The 16,123-nt window shown below is 64.0% G+C and carries 15 protein-coding genes; 12 read left to right on the plus strand and 3 right to left on the minus strand.

What is annotated here, in order from left to right:
* Positions 1–4: 4 nt before the first annotated feature.
* Positions 5–997, minus strand: coding sequence for an inositol 2-dehydrogenase (iolG, locus tag VGN46_RS15540; protein ID WP_331644794.1), 993 nt, complete (start codon positions 995–997; stop codon positions 5–7).
* Complete coding sequence (locus VGN46_RS15545) at positions 990–1,856, minus strand: MurR/RpiR family transcriptional regulator (protein ID WP_331644796.1); 867 nt, start codon at positions 1,854–1,856, stop codon at positions 990–992. The genes iolG and VGN46_RS15545 overlap by 8 nt, the downstream gene beginning before the upstream one ends.
* Before the next feature lie 203 nt (positions 1,857–2,059).
* Between VGN46_RS15545 and VGN46_RS15550 the strand changes: the two genes are divergently transcribed.
* The 9 genes from VGN46_RS15550 (at position 2,060) to VGN46_RS15590 (ending at position 13,642) form a co-directional block, all read left to right on the plus strand.
* The gene (locus tag VGN46_RS15550; protein ID WP_331644798.1) at positions 2,060–3,103 is read left to right on the plus strand and encodes a sugar ABC transporter substrate-binding protein; all 1,044 of its coding nucleotides are present in this window, start codon (positions 2,060–2,062) and stop codon (positions 3,101–3,103) included.
* 15 nt (positions 3,104–3,118) lie between these two features.
* Positions 3,119–4,279 carry an ABC transporter permease gene (locus VGN46_RS15555; protein ID WP_331644800.1) on the plus strand — a complete coding sequence of 387 codons (1,161 nt, stop codon included), beginning with the start codon at positions 3,119–3,121 and terminating at the stop codon, positions 4,277–4,279.
* Positions 4,280–4,290: 11 nt separating this feature from the next.
* A complete protein-coding gene (locus VGN46_RS15560) occupies positions 4,291–5,079 on the plus strand; it encodes an ATP-binding cassette domain-containing protein (protein ID WP_331644802.1) in 789 nt (262 codons plus the stop codon).
* Between the two features lie 15 nt (positions 5,080–5,094).
* Positions 5,095–7,068, plus strand: a complete 1,974-nt coding sequence (locus VGN46_RS15565) for a bifunctional 5-dehydro-2-deoxygluconokinase/5-dehydro-2-deoxyphosphogluconate aldolase (RefSeq protein ID WP_331644804.1) — start codon at positions 5,095–5,097, stop codon at positions 7,066–7,068.
* Positions 7,065–8,948 (plus strand): 3D-(3,5/4)-trihydroxycyclohexane-1,2-dione acylhydrolase (decyclizing), encoded by a 1,884-nt coding sequence (iolD, locus tag VGN46_RS15570; RefSeq protein ID WP_331644806.1) that lies wholly within the window; start codon positions 7,065–7,067, stop codon positions 8,946–8,948. The genes VGN46_RS15565 and iolD overlap by 4 nt, the downstream gene beginning before the upstream one ends.
* Complete coding sequence (iolE, locus tag VGN46_RS15575) at positions 8,945–9,853, plus strand: myo-inosose-2 dehydratase (RefSeq protein ID WP_331644808.1); 909 nt, start codon at positions 8,945–8,947, stop codon at positions 9,851–9,853. The genes iolD and iolE overlap by 4 nt, the downstream gene beginning before the upstream one ends.
* Positions 9,850–10,647, plus strand: coding sequence for a 5-deoxy-glucuronate isomerase (gene iolB, locus VGN46_RS15580; protein WP_331644810.1), 798 nt, complete (start codon positions 9,850–9,852; stop codon positions 10,645–10,647). The genes iolE and iolB overlap by 4 nt, the downstream gene beginning before the upstream one ends.
* A gap of 26 nt (positions 10,648–10,673) precedes the next feature.
* On the plus strand, positions 10,674–12,197 hold the full coding sequence (locus VGN46_RS15585) for a CoA-acylating methylmalonate-semialdehyde dehydrogenase (protein WP_331644812.1): 1,524 nt from the start codon (positions 10,674–10,676) through the stop codon (positions 12,195–12,197).
* 134 nt (positions 12,198–12,331) lie between these two features.
* Positions 12,332–13,642, plus strand: coding sequence for a carbohydrate porin (locus VGN46_RS15590; RefSeq protein ID WP_331644814.1), 1,311 nt, complete (start codon positions 12,332–12,334; stop codon positions 13,640–13,642).
* Positions 13,643–13,718: 76 nt separating this feature from the next.
* Here VGN46_RS15590 and VGN46_RS15595 read toward each other — a convergent pair whose 3' ends face one another.
* The gene (locus tag VGN46_RS15595; protein ID WP_331644816.1) at positions 13,719–13,910 is read right to left on the minus strand and encodes a CPXCG motif-containing cysteine-rich protein; all 192 of its coding nucleotides are present in this window, start codon (positions 13,908–13,910) and stop codon (positions 13,719–13,721) included.
* A 40-nt stretch (positions 13,911–13,950) separates the two neighbouring features.
* Between VGN46_RS15595 and VGN46_RS15600 the strand changes: the two genes are divergently transcribed.
* The 3 genes from VGN46_RS15600 (at position 13,951) to VGN46_RS20375 (ending at position 16,007) form a co-directional block, all read left to right on the plus strand.
* Positions 13,951–14,658 carry an HAD family hydrolase gene (locus tag VGN46_RS15600; RefSeq protein ID WP_331644818.1) on the plus strand — a complete coding sequence of 236 codons (708 nt, stop codon included), beginning with the start codon at positions 13,951–13,953 and terminating at the stop codon, positions 14,656–14,658.
* Between the two features lie 69 nt (positions 14,659–14,727).
* Positions 14,728–15,687 carry a YihY/virulence factor BrkB family protein gene (locus VGN46_RS15605; protein ID WP_331644820.1) on the plus strand — a complete coding sequence of 320 codons (960 nt, stop codon included), beginning with the start codon at positions 14,728–14,730 and terminating at the stop codon, positions 15,685–15,687.
* Positions 15,684–16,007 (plus strand): glycine zipper 2TM domain-containing protein, encoded by a 324-nt coding sequence (locus VGN46_RS20375; RefSeq protein ID WP_414675264.1) that lies wholly within the window; start codon positions 15,684–15,686, stop codon positions 16,005–16,007. Before VGN46_RS15605 ends, VGN46_RS20375 begins: the two co-directional genes overlap by 4 nt.
* Positions 16,008–16,123: the final 116 nt, after the last annotated feature.

Genomic DNA, 16,123 nt, shown 5'->3' on the forward strand with positions numbered 1-16,123 from the left:
TCCGTCAGATGTTCACTGCCACGGCCTGCCCTTCGCGCCACGAACGTGCGGCGGCCTCAGCCAGTTCCAGCGCCTTGATGCCGTCGGCGATCGTGGTGCGCACGGGCGAACCCGACGACAACGCATCGAAGAAGTGGGCGATCTCGGCGGCGTACGCCTCGCGGTAGCGCTCCAGGAAGAAGTGCTCAGGCAGGTCGTGGGCGATGTTCGCCGCGGTATGCGATACCACCTGGGTCGGCGCGACGTTGCCCGCCTGGAGCATGCCCTTGCTGCCAAGCACTTCAAAACGCTGGTCGTAGCCATAAGCGGCGCGACGCGAGGTGTTGATCTGGCAGAGCTTGCCGCTCTTCGTGCGGATGGTGACCGCGGTCGTATCGATATCGCCGGCGCCTTCGATCGCTGGATCGGTCAGGCAGCTGCCCGCGGCATGCACGCTCACGGCTTCATCGGCGAGGATCCAGCGGAAGATGTCGAAATCGTGGATCAGCATGTCCTTGAACACACCGCCCGAGCTCTTGATGTAGTTAACCGGCGGGGCACCCGGATCACGGCTGGTGACGATGAGCACTTCCGGCGTACCCACTTCCCCCTCATCAAGGCGTTTTTTCAGCGATGAGAACGTCGGATCGAAGCGACGCTGGAACGCGATCATGCAGACCACGCCCGCCTTCTCAACGGCAGCCTGGCAGGAACGCGCGCGCTCCACGTCCAGATCCACCGGCTTCTCGCAGAAGATCGCCTTGCCTGCCGCAGCGGCACGGTGGATGAGGTCGGCATGGGTATCCGTGCTGGAACCGATGACGACGGCGCCCACCGCCGGATCATTCAGTGCCTCGTCGACGCTGGCGACCTTCGCACCGTGCTTGTCCGCCAGCTCCCGGGCCGAGGGCTCGTGCACATCGACCACGTAACGCAGGCGCGCCTGCGGATGGCGGGCGACATTGGCTGCGTGGATCTTGCCGATGCGACCGGCACCAAAGACAGCGACTTCAATCATCGTATTCTCCTCGGGGAAGCGTTTCTTCGACGGTTAGTTCAAGTTTGTAAGCGAGCGCGACAAACAGCGCCTGGCACAGACACATGGTGCTGGTGAGGCCGCGGAAGGCGAATGCACTGCCCTCCTTCACCTTCAGCAGCACATCGGAGTGCCGTGCTAGCGGCCCCAGGTCGCTTTCGGTGATCGCCAGCACCTTGGCCTGGTGTTGCTGCGCGTAACGCATGGCGTAAAGCGTTTCCTTGCCGAACGGCGGGAAACTGATCGCAATGAGCGCGTCGCCCTTGCCGATGCTGCGCAGCTGCTCGCGGAACATGCCGCCCAGACCGCTCACCAGGTGCACGCGTTTCTGCGTGTGCTGCAAGGCGTAAGCGATGTAGGTGGCGATCGCGAACGAGCGGCGCACGCCGATCACGTAGATGTTTTCGGCTCCCGCGAGCGCGTCCACTGCTTTCTGAAAGCGCGTTTCGTCAATCTCCGCGGCAAGTTCATCCAGGCCCATGCGGCTGGCATCGATGAAGCGCGAGGCGATCTCCACGGCCGGTACGACACCGGTGCGGTTCTCGATAACGGTGCGGATGCGCTGCTTATAGCTGCGCGAGGGTGAGGCCTGGGCGGTGAACGCATCGCGGAACACGGCCTGCATCTCGCTGAAGCCGGTATAGCCAAAGCGCTGGGCGAAACGGACCACCGCCGACGCATGCACGCCAGCGCCCTCGGCAATCTCACCGACGCGCTGGACCATGATCGAACTGCGATGTTCCTCAAGGTACCGGGCGACCCCCTGCAACTGGCGCGGGAGCGCCTCGAATTCCTCGGCGATGCGGTTCATCAGGGCATCGGCTTCGCTGCGTTTAGCCATCGGTGGCTCCAGGAGGGGTCCGCCGGCATTGAAGCACCCGTGGAACATATTTTCCATTTATTTCGATGTTGCAATGCAAGTTGCAACACTGGAACAGCCGGTCCATGCTCGGTCCGCTTTCGGCAAAACAGCGGCTGTAAGGCCGTTATCGCTCCGACCGTCACCCATCCCGACCGGCAAGGCCGGTCACAAGTGGAGGCAATATGCGATTCAAACCGTTCCAGGCCACGTTGGCCGCCGCCCTCGCCCTTGGCCTCGGGCTGGCCGCTCCCGCCTCCCGGGCGGCCCCCGGCGACCGCTACGTTCTCGTTACCCACGCCGCCGATTCCGACTCCTGGTGGAACACCATCAAGAACTCGATCAAGCAAGCCGGCGATGACTTCGGCGTCGCCGTCGATTACCGCGGCTCGGGCAACGGCGACCTCGCCGAAATGGCCCGCCAGCTCGAATCGGCCGCCGCCCGCAACTACAAGGGCGTCGCGTTCGACATCGCCAACTTCGATCAGTTGAAAGGCCCGGCGGCGAAAATTTCTGCGAAGGGCATCCCCATCGTCACGATCAACTCGGGTACGCCCGAGGAGAGCACGAAGATCGGCGCGATCATGCACGTCGGCCAGGGCGAGTACGACGCGGGCAAGGCAGCTGGTGACCGGGCCAAGGCCGCGGGGATCAAGAGCTTCGTCTGCGTTAATCACTACGCCACCAACAACGCCTCGTTCGAGCGCTGCCAGGGCTATGCCGACGCGATCGGCGTGAAGGACTGGCGTTCCAGCTCCATGATCGATACCGGCATGGATCCGACCGTGGTCTCGGCCAAGCTCACCGCCTACCTGCGCGCGCATCCGAAGACCCAGGCCATCCTGGCGCTCGGTCCGAACGCCGCCGAGCCAGCCATCAAAGTCGTCGAAGACCTGCACCTGAAAGGCGCGATCAACTTCGGCACCTTCGACCTGTCGCCCGCGATCATCGCTGGCATCAAGTCCGGGACCATCCAGTACGCGATCGACCAACAGCCTTATCTGCAGGGCTACATGGGCATCGCCGCGCTGGTCATCGCGCACGACAAGAACACCAAGGACCCGGCGACGATCATTGCCGCCCTGAAGGCCAACCCGAAGTTCCAGGCACGCCTGAAGGAGTACGACCTCAAGCCCATCTACACCGCCAACGGCGTGAGCTCGGGCCCGGCCTTCGTCACGAAGGATAACGTCGCCACCGTCGAGAAGTACGCCGGCCAGTACCGCTGACCGTCGGGAGCAACCATGAGCGCCATCAACGAGAGCGTCACTCACATGATCCAGCGTCAGCGCACGAATGCGCAGGAAGCAGCAAAACCCACGGATGAACGCGTACGGAAGATTTCCCCGTGGCGCGTACTGCTCGATCGGCCCGAACTGGGCTCCATCGCCGGCACCGTGCTGGTCTTTGTCTTCTTCGCCATCACCGCCGGCGACTCGGGCATGTTCGCCCTCGATGGCGTCATCAACTGGGCGAAGGTCGCGGGCTACCTGGGCATCCTTGCCGTCGGTGCCTGCCTGCTGATGATCGCCGGCGAATTCGATCTTTCCATCGGCTCCATGATCGGCTTCGCCGGCGTCGTCGTCGCTATTCCCCCCATGTACCTGGGCTGGCCCTTGTGGGCCTCGGTGATCGCGGCCTTCCTCGTCTGCATGGCGCTGGGCTGGCTTAACGGCTACCTGGTCATGCGCACGAAGCTGCCGTCCTTCATCGTCACCCTGGCCTTCATGTTCATCCTGCGCGGGCTTACCCTCGTGCTCTCCACCACGTTCGCGAACAGCACCATCGTGAGCGGCGTAGGCAGCAAGTTCGACGAGTCACCGCTGGTCTCGGGCCTGTTCTCCGGCACGACCTTCCACGGCCTGTTCAGCTTCCTCGCCTCGCACGGGATCATCGAATCGTTCCCGAACGGCGAACCCGTCGTCGGTGGTATCCCCAAGGTGCTGCTGTGGTGGATTGGGCTTGCCGTGGTCGCCGGCTTCGTCCTCGCCCGCACCCGCTTCGGCAACTGGATCTACACCGTGGGCGGCGACGCCAACGCGGCGAAGAACGTTGGCGTGCCGGTGCGCCGCGTGAAGATCTCCCTGTTCGTCTTCACCGCGTTCTGCGCCTGCCTGTTCGGCGTGCTCCAGGTCGCCGAATTCGGCTCCGCCGCTTCCGATCGCGGCTTGCAGAAGGAATTCGAAGCGATCATCGCCGTGGTCATCGGCGGCACCCTGCTCACCGGCGGCTTCGGCTCGGTGATCGGTGCGTGCTTCGGCGCCATCATCTTTGGCGTCGTGCAGATCGGCATCTCCTACACCAACATCGATTCGGATTGGTACCGCGTTTTCCTCGGCGGCATGCTGCTGATCGCGGTGCTTTTCAACCATTACATCCGCAGCCGCGCTGCGAGCACGAAGTGAGGGGCGCCCCCATGGCCGACGATTACATCCTCGAACTCGACGACGTCAGCAAGTTCTTCGGCACGGTGATCGCCCTGCAGGGGGTCACGCTGAAGCTGAAGCGCGGCGAGGTTCACTGCCTGCTCGGCGATAACGGTGCGGGCAAGTCCACCCTGATCAAGACCCTGGCCGGCGTACACCAGCCGAGCAGCGGCGATTACCGCGTCGACGGACAGTCGGTGCGCTTCAAGTCCCCGCGCGAAGCGCTCGATCGCGGCATCGCCACGGTCTACCAGGATCTCGCCCTGGTGCCACTCATGAGCGTGGCGCGCAATTTCTTCGCCGGCCGCGAGCCACGCCGCCGTGTGCTCGGCGTGTTGAACGTGCTGGACATGAAGTATGCGAACGAAACGGCACGCGACAAGCTGGCCGAAATGGGCATCCATGTTCGCGACGCCAGCCAGCCGGTCGGCACGATGTCCGGTGGCGAACGCCAGTGCCTGGCGATCGCCCGCGCCATCCATTTCGGCGCCAAGGTGCTGATCCTCGATGAGCCCACCGCGGCGCTCGGCGTGAAGCAAAGCTGCAACGTGTTGAAGCTGATACACAAGGCCCGCGAACGCGGTATCTCCGTCATCTTCATCACCCATAACGTGCACCACGCTTACCCGATCGCGGACAGCTTCACGCTGCTCAACCGCGGCCAATCCATGGGCACCTTCGCCAAGACCGATATCACGAAGGAAGAAGTGCTCGACATGATGGCCGGCGGCACCGAGATCCAGAGCCTGGTCGATGAACTGGAAGGCCGCGCGGCCTGAAGAACCTATATACCTATGCGTAGTCCTCTCCCCCGCGACACCTCCCGCCCCATCGACGTCGCCTGCCTCGGCCGGCTCGCGGTGGATCTTTATGCGCAGCAGATCGGTGCGCGGCTCGAAGACGTCACCAGCTTCGCCAAGTACCTCGGTGGCTCATCGGCCAATGTCGCCTTCGGCACGGCGCGGCTCGGCCTGCGCTCCGCCATGCTCTCGCGCGTGGGCGCCGACCAGATGGGTACCTTCCTGCTCGAAACGCTGGCCAACGAGGGCTGCGACGTCAGCCAGGTGAAGGCCGACCCGGAACGGCTCACCGCGCTCGCCATCCTCGGGATCAAGGACAGCACCCGCTTCCCGCTGCTGTTCTATCGCGAGAACTGCGCGGACATGGCGTTGCAACCAGGCGATATCGATGAGAGTTTCATCACCCGCTGCCGTGCGCTTGCGATCACTGGCACGCACCTGTCGCAGCCTGGCGTCCTCGCCGCGAGCCAGCGCGCCCTTGAACTCGCACGCAAACACGATGTGCGCACGGTGCTCGATATCGATTACCGCCCGGTGCTGTGGGGCCTGACCGGCCGCGGCGAAGGTGAACAGCGTTTTGTCGCCGCCGAGCACGTGACCAAGGATCTCCAGGCCATCCTGCCCGCCTTCGATCTCATCGTCGGCACGGAAGAAGAATTCCACATCGCGGGTGGCAGTGAAGACCTGCTCACGGCGCTGCGCGCCGTCCGCGCGGTCTCTGCGGCCACACTGATCGTGAAGCGCGGCCCCTTAGGCTGCTCGGTCGTCGAAGGACCCATCCCGGCCGCCATCGACGATGCACCGACCTACCGTGGCGCGCGTGTCGAGGTGCTCAATGTGCTCGGCGCCGGCGATGCCTTCCTTTCCGGCTTCCTCGCAGGCTGGCTAGGCGGTGAAACGGTCGAGCGGGCGTGCGCATGGGCGAATGCGAGTGGTGCCATCGTCGTCTCCCGCCACGCCTGCGCACCGGCGATGCCCAGCCGGGCGGAACTTGACACCTTCCTTTCTCGAGAAGGTGGCATCGCGCGGCCCGATCTCGATGCAGAACTCTCGCACCTGCATCGCACCACCGTGCCGCGCAAGGCATGGAACGAGCTTTACGTGTTTGCGTTCGACCACCGCACGCCGTTCTTTGAACTGGCGCGCGAAGCCGGTGCGGATGAATCACACCTGCCGAAACTGAAGACCCTGCTCGTTGAGGCTGTCGCCGCCACCGAGAAGGCCAACAACCTCAAGGGTCATATCGGCCTGCTCATCGATGATCGCTACGGCCAGGATGCGTTGAATGCGGCAACCGGTCGCGGTTGGTGGATCGGCCGCCCGGTAGAAGTGCCAGGCTCTAACCCGCTTGAGTTTGAGCGCGGCCGCTCGATCGGCAGCCAACTGGTGAGCTGGCCACGCGAACACGTGATCAAGTGCCTCGTGCAGTTCGATCCGGATGCCGAGCCGCTGCACCGCGTGGAACAGGAGACCCAGTTGCTCGCGCTATACGACGCCGCGAAACTGAGTGGCCACGAGCTGCTGCTCGAAGTGATCCCGCCCGGCTGCACCAGCCACGCGCAGCGTGATGAACGCGTGCTGCGTTCGATGAAACGCATCTACAACCTGGGTATCCGGCCTGACTGGTGGAAGCTCTGCCCCCCGCGCCACGAGGCGTGGGCGGCGATCGATGCGTTGATCGCCGAGCGCGATCCGTTCTGCCGCGGCGTGCTGCTGCTTGGCCTCAACGCGCCGGCGGAATCCCTCGCCGCCGGGTTCGCGGAAGCGGCCAGTAGCAGCACGTGCCGTGGTTTCGCGGTCGGCCGCACGTTATTTAGCGAACCGGCGAAGGCCTGGCTGGCCGGACAGATCGACGATGCCGCACTGATCGCACAGGCGCGCACCGCGTTTGAAGCCATGATCCGCGCGTGGCGGCAGGGTGCGCGCCACGATACCCCGAACCCGATCACGGAAGGCGCGACCGCATGAGCGAGACCATCCGTCTCACCACCGCCCAGGCGCTGGTGCGTTACCTTCAGGCTTTGTACGCCCGCGACGCCGATGCGGAAGAGGCCGAACCGCTTTTCGGCGGCGTGTTCGCCATCTTCGGCCATGGCAACGTGGCCGGCATCGGTGAAGCGCTGTACGAAGTGCGCGATAGCTTCCCGACCTTCCGCGCGCATAACGAGCAGGCGATGGCGCACGCCGCCATCGCTTACGCGAAAGCCAGCATGCGCCGCCGGATGATGGCCGTGACCACCTCGATCGGCCCCGGTGCCACCAACCTGGTGACCGCCGCCGCGCTCGCCCACGTCAATCGCCTGCCGGTCCTGCTCCTGCCGGGCGACATCTTCGTTTCCCGCGCGCCCGACCCGGTGCTGCAGCAGCTGGAGGACTTCAGCGATGGCACGGTCTCGGTCAACGACTGTTTCCGCCCGGTGTCGCGTTACTTCGACCGGATCATGCGCCCCGAGCAACTGCTCACCGCCCTGCCGCGGGCCGTACGCGCACTCACCGATCCCGCCCTGTGCGGCCCGGTCACGCTCGCGTTACCGCAGGATGTGCAGACCGAGGCATACGACTTCCCCTTGTCGTTCTTCGAACCGCGCGAAATCGTGTTCCGCGCGCCGCAGCCCACCGACGATGAACTGATGGTCGCTCTCGATGCGATCGAAGCGTCGGAGCGCCCGGTGATCATCGCAGGTGGCGGTGCGCTGTATGCCAAGGCGACCCCGGAACTACTGGCCTTTGCCGACAAGCACGGTGTACCCGTGTGCGAGACCCAGGCGGGCAAGGGCGCGATGCCCTGGAATCACCCGCTCCAGCTCGGTCCTGCGGGCGTGTGCGGGTCCACCGCTGCGAACGCCTTGCTTCGCGAGGCAGATCTGATCATCGCCGTGGGCACTCGCCTGCAGGATTTTACGACCGGATCAAATGCGCTGTTCCGGCACGTCCCTATCCTCTCGGTCAACGTCAACAGCTTTGACGCGCTCAAGGGCGATGGCCTGGAAGTGATCGGCGATGCCGCCCAGGTGCTCGATGACCTGAGTTTCGGCCTGGAAGACTGGGCGGCTCCGGAAAGCTGGACGCAACGCGCCAACGATGCCGCTCTCGGCTGGGTGGATATCGTGTCGCAGATCACCAGCCAGCGTGCACCGCCGCCGGGCCGCCTGCCCTACGACGGCGAAGTGATCGGTGCCGTGCAGCGTTCATCCGCCACCTCGGCCATGAGCGACATCGTCGTGTGCGCCGCGGGCACGCTGCCGGCCGAACTGGAAAAACTGTGGCGCACCGAGACACCGGGCGGCTACCACATGGAGTACGGCTACTCCTGCATGGGCTATGAGATCGCTGGCGGCCTCGGGGTAAAGATGGCCGAGCCCGACCGCGAGGTCATCGTCATGGTCGGCGACGGCAGCTACCTCATGATGAACTCGGAGATCGCCACGTCGGTGATGCTCGACGCCAAACTGATCATCGTGCTGCTCGATAACCGCGGCTATGGCTGCATCAATCGACTGCAGCAGGCCACCGGTGGCGCGCCGTTCAACAATATGTTCGACAACTGCCTGCAGGGCCCGCACGGCGCACCGCCCATCGATTTCGCCGCGCACGCCCGTTCGCTGGGAGCGATCGCCGAACACGTCGCGGATATCGCTGGCCTCGAAGCCGCACTACAACGTGCCCGCGCCGCGGATCGCACCTACCTCATCAGCATCGATACCGATCACACGCGCACCACCGACGAGGGCGGCGTATGGTGGGAAGTGGCGGTGCCGGAAGTCTCCACGCGGGATGCCGTGCGCGATGCGCGCAGCGGCTACGAAACCGCCACCGTGGGCCGCAAGGCCAGGAACACGCCAGCATGAAGAACGATCCCATTCGCATCGGCATCAACCCGATCTCGTGGAGTAACGACGACCTGCCTTCGCTAGGTGGCGAAACGCCTTTGTCCACCGCGCTCAGCGAAGGCAAAGCCATCGGCTACGAGGGCTTCGAACTCGGTAACAAGTTCCCGAAGGAGCCCACCGCACTGCGTGAACTCATGGCTGGCTACGGCCTCGATGTCGTGAGTGGCTGGTACTCGGGACGCGCCGCGGTACGGCCAGCGAAAGAAGAAATGGTTGCCGTCGGCAAGCATCTGAACCTGCTGGCCGAGAATGGCTGCAAGGTCATGGTGTACGGCGAAGTCGCCAACGCCATTCAGGGTGAGCCGCAGCCGCTGCACAAGCGCCCGCGCTTTCGCACGGCCGAGGAGTGGAAGCGCTACGGCGAAAACCTCACCGAGTTCGCGAAATTCACGCTCTCCCACGGGGTGCGCCTGGCCTACCACCATCACATGGGTGCCTATGTCGAATCGGCAGACGATGTCGACCAGCTCATGGCCCACACCGGTGACGATGTCGGCCTGCTGTTCGACAGCGGTCACACCTACTTCGGCGGCGGCGATCCGGTCGCTGTCCTTGAGAAGCACATTGGGCGCATCTGCCACGTGCATTGCAAGGATGTACGCCCCGGCGTCATCCGGCTCGCTCGCAATCGCCACTGGACCTTCCTCGAGTCGGTCCTCAACGGTGCGTTCACCGTGCCGGGCGATGGTGTCACCGACTTCGCTGGCATCGTTGACCGGCTGAAGGCGCACGGCTACCAGGGTTGGCTCGTCGTCGAGGCCGAGCAGGATCCGACCGTCGCGCCGAGCTACGCCTATGCCGAGAAGGGCTACCAGACCTTGCGCACGCTGCTCGACCGGCAGCCGGTGAAGGAGGTCGCATGAGCCTGCTCGTCAAATCGGCCGCCCAGGGCGAAACCATCGTCACGGTGACCCCGGAATCCGCGCACTGGAAACACGTGGGCTTCGACGCCCGGCGAGTGAACGCGGGCGAGACGCTGGCACTCACGTTGCCCGCCGATCGTGAAGGTTGCCTGGTCGTCCTCACCGGTAACGTCGACGTACGCATCGGCGAGCACGCGTTCGCCAACCTCGGCGGCCGCGCCAGCGTGTTCGAGGATCGCTCACCGCACGCCATTTACGCACCGCCCTCCTCCGTGTTCACTATCACCGCGAACAGCGATGCCGAGCTGGCCCTTGCCAGTGCCCCGGCCACAGGCCGCTTCGACGTGCGCCTGATCGAACCGCAGACGATGAAGCGTTCCGTGCGCGGCACCGGCGCGAACACCCGTTATGTCTGCGACATCCTCCCGGAAACCGAACAGGCCGAATCCCTGCTGGTGGTGGAAGTGCTCACCCCGGCCGGCCACTCCTCGAGCTACCCGCCGCACAAGCACGATACCGACAACCTGCCGGAAGAAAGCGTGCTCGAGGAAACCTACTACCACCGCATCGACCCGCCGCAGGGCTTCGCCTTCCAGCGCGTGTATACCGACGCGCGCGATATCGATGAATCGATGGCCGTGGGCAACCACGACGTGGTGATGGTGCCACGCGGTTACCACCCTGTCGTCATGCCGCACGGCTACCGCGGTTACTACCTCAATGTCATGGCCGGCCCACGCCGCGAATGGCATTTCCGCAATGACCCCGCCCACGAATGGATGATCGCGCGCTAAGCCGCGCGACCGGAGACGTACGAACCATGTCCGCCCAGCCTGAAAGCAGCACCCTGTATCGCATTGGCCACTTCATCGCCGGTGCAACCCATGCCGGTTCACCTGCGGGTACCGCGCCTGTCTACAACCCCGCCAGCGGTCGCGTCGCCGCCGAAGTCGATCTCGCGTCCGCGCAGGATATCGACACCGCCGTCCAGGCCGCGCACGCCGCCTTCCGCGCGTGGTCCGAGACACCGCCACTGAAGCGTGCACGCGTGATGTTTCGCTTCAAGGAGCTGATCGAACGCGACCTCGACAAGCTCGCGCGTGTCATCGTCGCCGAACACGGCAAGGTGCTTTCCGACGCGAAGGGCGAAATCATCCGCGGCCTCGAAGTCGTCGAGTACGCCTGCGGCATTCCTGAACTGCTCAAGGGTGAGTACACCGAACAGATCGCCAACGGCATCGATGCATGGACCATGCGTCAGGCCATCGGCGTGTGCGCAGGTATCACCCCATTCAACTTCCCCGCCATGGTGCCCATGTGGATGTTCCCCATGGCAATCGCCTGCGGCAATACCTTCGTGCTGAAGCCGTCCGAGCGCGATCCGTCGCTCGCCGTCGAACTCGCGATCCTTTTGAAGGAAGCCGGCCTCCCTGACGGCGTCTTCAACGTGGTGCACGGTGACAAAACCGCCGTGGATGCCTTGCTCGATCACCCGCTGGTGCAGGCCGTCAGCTTCGTCGGGTCCACACCCATCGCGGAGTACATCTATGCGCGCGGCACCGCCAAGGGCAAGCGCGTGCAAGCCTTGGGTGGGGCAAAGAATCATATGATTGTCATGCCCGATGCCGACCTCGACCGAACCACGGATGCGCTCATGGGCGCCGGCTACGGCGCCGCGGGTGAACGCTGCATGGCCATTTCCGTCGTCGTAGCGGTGGGCGATGCCACCGCCGATGCGCTCGTCGCCAGGCTCAAGCCGCGCGTGGAAGCGCTGCGTATCGGCCATGGCCTCGACGAGGGCGTGGAGATGGGCCCGGTGGTCACGGCAATCCATCGGGATCGCATCACCGGCTACATCGACGATGGTGAAGCGGCGGGTGCGGAGCTTGTCGTCGATGGCCGCGGCCACCAGGTGCCCGGCTGCGAGCAAGGCTTTTTTGTCGGTGGCACGCTGTTCGATCGAGTGACACCGACGATGCGAATCTACAAGGAGGAGATTTTTGGACCGGTGCTTTGTGTGGTGCGCGTCGCAGATTTCGCTACGGCGCTCAAACTTATCGATGAGCACGAATTTGGCAACGGCACGGCCATCTTCACGCGGGATGGACAGGTCGCACGCGAATTTGCGCACCGGGTGCAAGTCGGCATGATCGGCATCAACGTACCTATTCCCGTACCGATGGCGTTCCACAGTTTCGGTGGTTGGAAGAAAAGTCTCATGGGTGATCACCATGCGCACGGCCCGGAATCCGTGCGTTTTTACACCCGACAGAAGGCCGTTACACAGCGCTGGCTGAACCACGGTGAAAGCGCTGGCGCAGAATTCGCGATGCCCACGCATTAGTATGACAAAACGTATATATTGCGTCGGTTGTGTGCACTGAAAATGTTGTGCGCTGCAACTGAGATAAACAATAAGCAAGTACGAAAAAGCGTAATTTTTAGTTTTTGTTTTTTTAGTTTCAGGGAGAAAGGTTCATGCTTACGAATCTGATCAAACGGCCTCTCGCGGCCGTGATGCTGGCGGGCCTCGCGTTCGCCGGCGTCGCTCACGCCGACGATGTAACCACCAGCAAGTATCTCTTCGGCGACTGGGGTGGCGAGCGCACCCGTCTCGCCGACAAGGGCATCACGTTCGATCTTGGCTACGGTTTCGAAGCTGCGCACAACTACTCAGGCGGCGATCGCAACCTCACGCGCTACACCGACCAGTGGAAGCTCGGCACCGCGTTCGACCTGCAGAAGCTATGGGGTTGGGATGGCGCCAAGTTCACCATCATGGTCACCGACCGTAATGGCCGCAACCTCGGTGCCGACGCAAACATCGGCAACAACCAGCTGATCCAGGAAGTCTACGGCCGCGGCCAGACCTGGCACCTCACCATCTTTGCTCTCGAGCAAAAGTTCTTCGATGGCAGGCTCACGTGGAAGCTCGGCCGCCTTCCGGTCGGTGAAGACACCAACCAGTTCACGTGCGACTTCATGAACCTCTCGTTCTGCGGCGCACAGCCCGGCAACATCGTCGGCGATTACTGGGCGAACTGGCCGACCAGCCAGTGGGCCACCGTGGTCAAGTTCGCCACCACCAGCGATACCTGGGTGCAGTTGGCCGCGTATCAGATGAATCCCAAGTACGTCGATGATTCGTATTCACGGCGTAACGGCCTGAAACCCGGCTTCCCGAGCGGCACCACGGGTGCTCTCATCCCGCTGGAGTTCGGCTGGAAGCCCACGGTGAACGGCCTGCCGGGTTCGTACCGCGCTGGCGTCTGGTACAACACCTCGAAGGGTGATGACCTGTACCTCAACGCGGATCACCAGCCCCTCGCGGAGTTCGGCGGCACGCCGCTGCAGCACTCCTCACGCCAGGGCGCATGGATCACCTTCATGCAGCAGGTCACCGGCGAAGCCGGCGGCAAGGGCACCACGGTGTTCCTGAACATCACCGCGGCCGACCACGCCACCTCGGCGACGAACAACCAGATCGCGCTGGGCATGGAGTACAAGGGCATCTTCGATCGCCCGAACGACTTCGTCGGCGCAGCTCTCGCTGCCACGCACGCCAACGGGCTGTCGGCGCGCAACCAACGCCTGCTCAACGAACTGAACCCGGATAACCCGGGCATCGTGAACACGGGCCACGAAACGGTAGCTGAAGTGTTCTACAGCTGGTCGCCGATCCCGTCGATCGCCATTCGCCCGAACCTTCAGTACATCAAGGATCCGGGTGGCAGCAAGGATCGCGACGATGCGTTCATCCTCGGTCTGAAGACAAGCTTCGCGTTCTAAGCACTTCCTGTGGGAGCGCGCTTGCGCGCGATGGGTGCTTGCCGCAACCCCATCGCGCGCAAGCGCGCTCCTACAGTCAACCATCGTTTTCGGCGGTGGCGGTCAGGACGAAGGTGTCATCGCCTTCGTCCACGATGAGGCGCATCACGATCGGCCGGCAGCACACCTGGCAATCCTCGATGTAGGTCTGGCTGCCGCCCGAGGTATCCACGGCCACCTCGATGGTTTCCCCGCAGTACGGGCAAGCGATATCAGTGAATTCGTACATGGCGCTATGCTAGCGCGGTACGTTCCACGAGATACCCCCCATGATCGAACTGATCGGCTTTGACGGCGACGATACCCTCTGGCATAGCCAGGAGTTTTACGACAAGGCCCAGGATGCCTTCGAGGCCATCCTGGGCAAGTACATCGACCTGGATAGCGGCGGCCTGCGCGATAGCCTGCTGGCTACCGAACGCGGCAACATCGCCCTTTTCGGTTACGGCGCCAAGGGCATGACCCTGTCGATGATCGAATCCGCGATCGAGCTGACCGACGGCCGTATCGAAGCCCGGGACATCCACCGCATCGTGCGCCTGGGCAAGGAAGTACTAGCCCACCCCGTGGAGCTCCTCCCGGGCATCCGCGATGCCGTGGAGCGCGTGGCGACCAGCCACCGTGTGGTCCTGATTACCAAGGGCGACCTGTTCCACCAGGAATACAAGGTGGCTCGCTGCGGCCTGGCCGATGTCTTCCACCGGATTGAGATCGTCTCGGAGAAGGATCCGGCGGCCTATGAGCGCCTGTTCCGCGAGTTCGATATCACCCCCGCCCGCTTCGCCATGGTGGGCAACTCGCTGAAATCCGACATCGCGCCGGTCATCGAGCTGGGCGGCTGGGGCGTCTATATGCCTTATCACAGCACCTGGGCCCACGAGGTAGTGGCTGGGTTCAACATGACCGATCGGGTCATCGAAGTGCACGGGGCAGAAGGCATCCCGGCGGCGATCGAGCGGATGGACCTCGCGGCCTGAAACCGTTAGTCCACGTTTTTTTCGCGCGCCACCACCCACGCTGTTCCCGTCAACACGAAAGGAGCCACGGTGGACCACAGGATCAACCTCGGCTGGCGCGTGGTGAAGACGACCGCCAAAGGCTTCAGCGACGATGAGCTGATGACCCGCGCGGCGGCGCTCGCCTTCTATTCCGCACTGTCCTTCGCCCCGTTGCTGGTCCTGCTGCTTTGGGTGGTAGCCTCGCTCCGCCCCGAATGGCAGGCCCAGCTGATCAACAGCCTGAATGGCCTGGTCGGCCCACGCGCCTCCGGCGCCGTCGAACTGGTCATCGAAAACGCGAAACAACGGCCGAGCGTGGGCAGCATGGCCGGCCTGATTGGCCTGGGGGTAACCCTGGTAGGCGCCTCCGCCGTGTTCGCCCAGCTCCAGGGGGCATTGAACCGGGTGTGGAGCCTTCAGCCACGTCCCGGCAACACCAGCCACGCCATCCTGGGGTGGCTGCGCGCGCGCGTTCACGCGCTGGGGCTCCTGCTCTCCCTCGCCTTCCTGCTGGTCATCTCGTTCTCGGCCAGTGCGATGATCGCTGTGTTCGTCCGCGGCGGTACCGTCGGCTGGCACGTTCTGGAAATGGTGATCTCGTTCGGCGTCTTCATCCTGATCTTCGGCGCCATCTACAAGGTGCTGCCCGACGCGATCATCGCGTGGCGCGATGCGCTCATCGGCGCATCGCTGACCGCCCTGCTGTTCGCGATCGGCAAGTACGCCATTGGCATCTATCTCGAGCGCAGTAATGTCGGCGGCCCTTATGGGCCGGCGGGCGGCGTGGTGGTGCTCCTGGTCTGGGTGTATTACTCCGCGCTGATCCTGCTGCTGGGCGCCGAACTGACCGAGGCGGTGGCCGAAGAGCGCGGCACGCCGATTAAACCGCGGCCATACGCCATGTCGACCCGGCCGACGAATACGCTCCCTGTTGACCCCTCCATCACGACAGCGGCGGTATCCCTGAAATCCGTCGAATCGCCGTTACCAAAGGAGGATCCGTCATGAAGAAGCCTCTCATTGCGTTGGCCACGCTGGCTCTGGCGCTGGGCGCCGCTGCGCCCGCCATGGCCCGGCACCAGGTCTGCGAGGATGTCCAGACCAAGCACATCAATTCGAAGGATGACAATCGCCTGATCGGCACCGGTGTCGGCGCCGTCGCGGGCGGCTTGATCGGTCACCAGGTGGGCGGTGGCAAGGGTAAGACCCTGGCGACCGTGGGCGGTGCCGTGGCCGGTGGCGTCGTGGGTAACCAGGTGCAGAAGAGCCACCAGAACAAGAATGCGACCTATACGACGGAGCGGCAGTGTCGGTGGGTTGAGGACTGAGGGGATCGCGCGCAAGCGCGCTCCTACAAGTTAGGTAGGGCGCGCTGAGGGCATCCCGCGCAAGCGCGGGTCTCCGTGGAGCCGGCGGCTTGGAGGTCCGGGGTTGCCACACCCAG

It is taken from the genome of Luteibacter sp., from assembly GCF_036500425.1.
In the GTDB taxonomy this organism is placed as follows: domain Bacteria; phylum Pseudomonadota; class Gammaproteobacteria; order Xanthomonadales; family Rhodanobacteraceae; genus Luteibacter.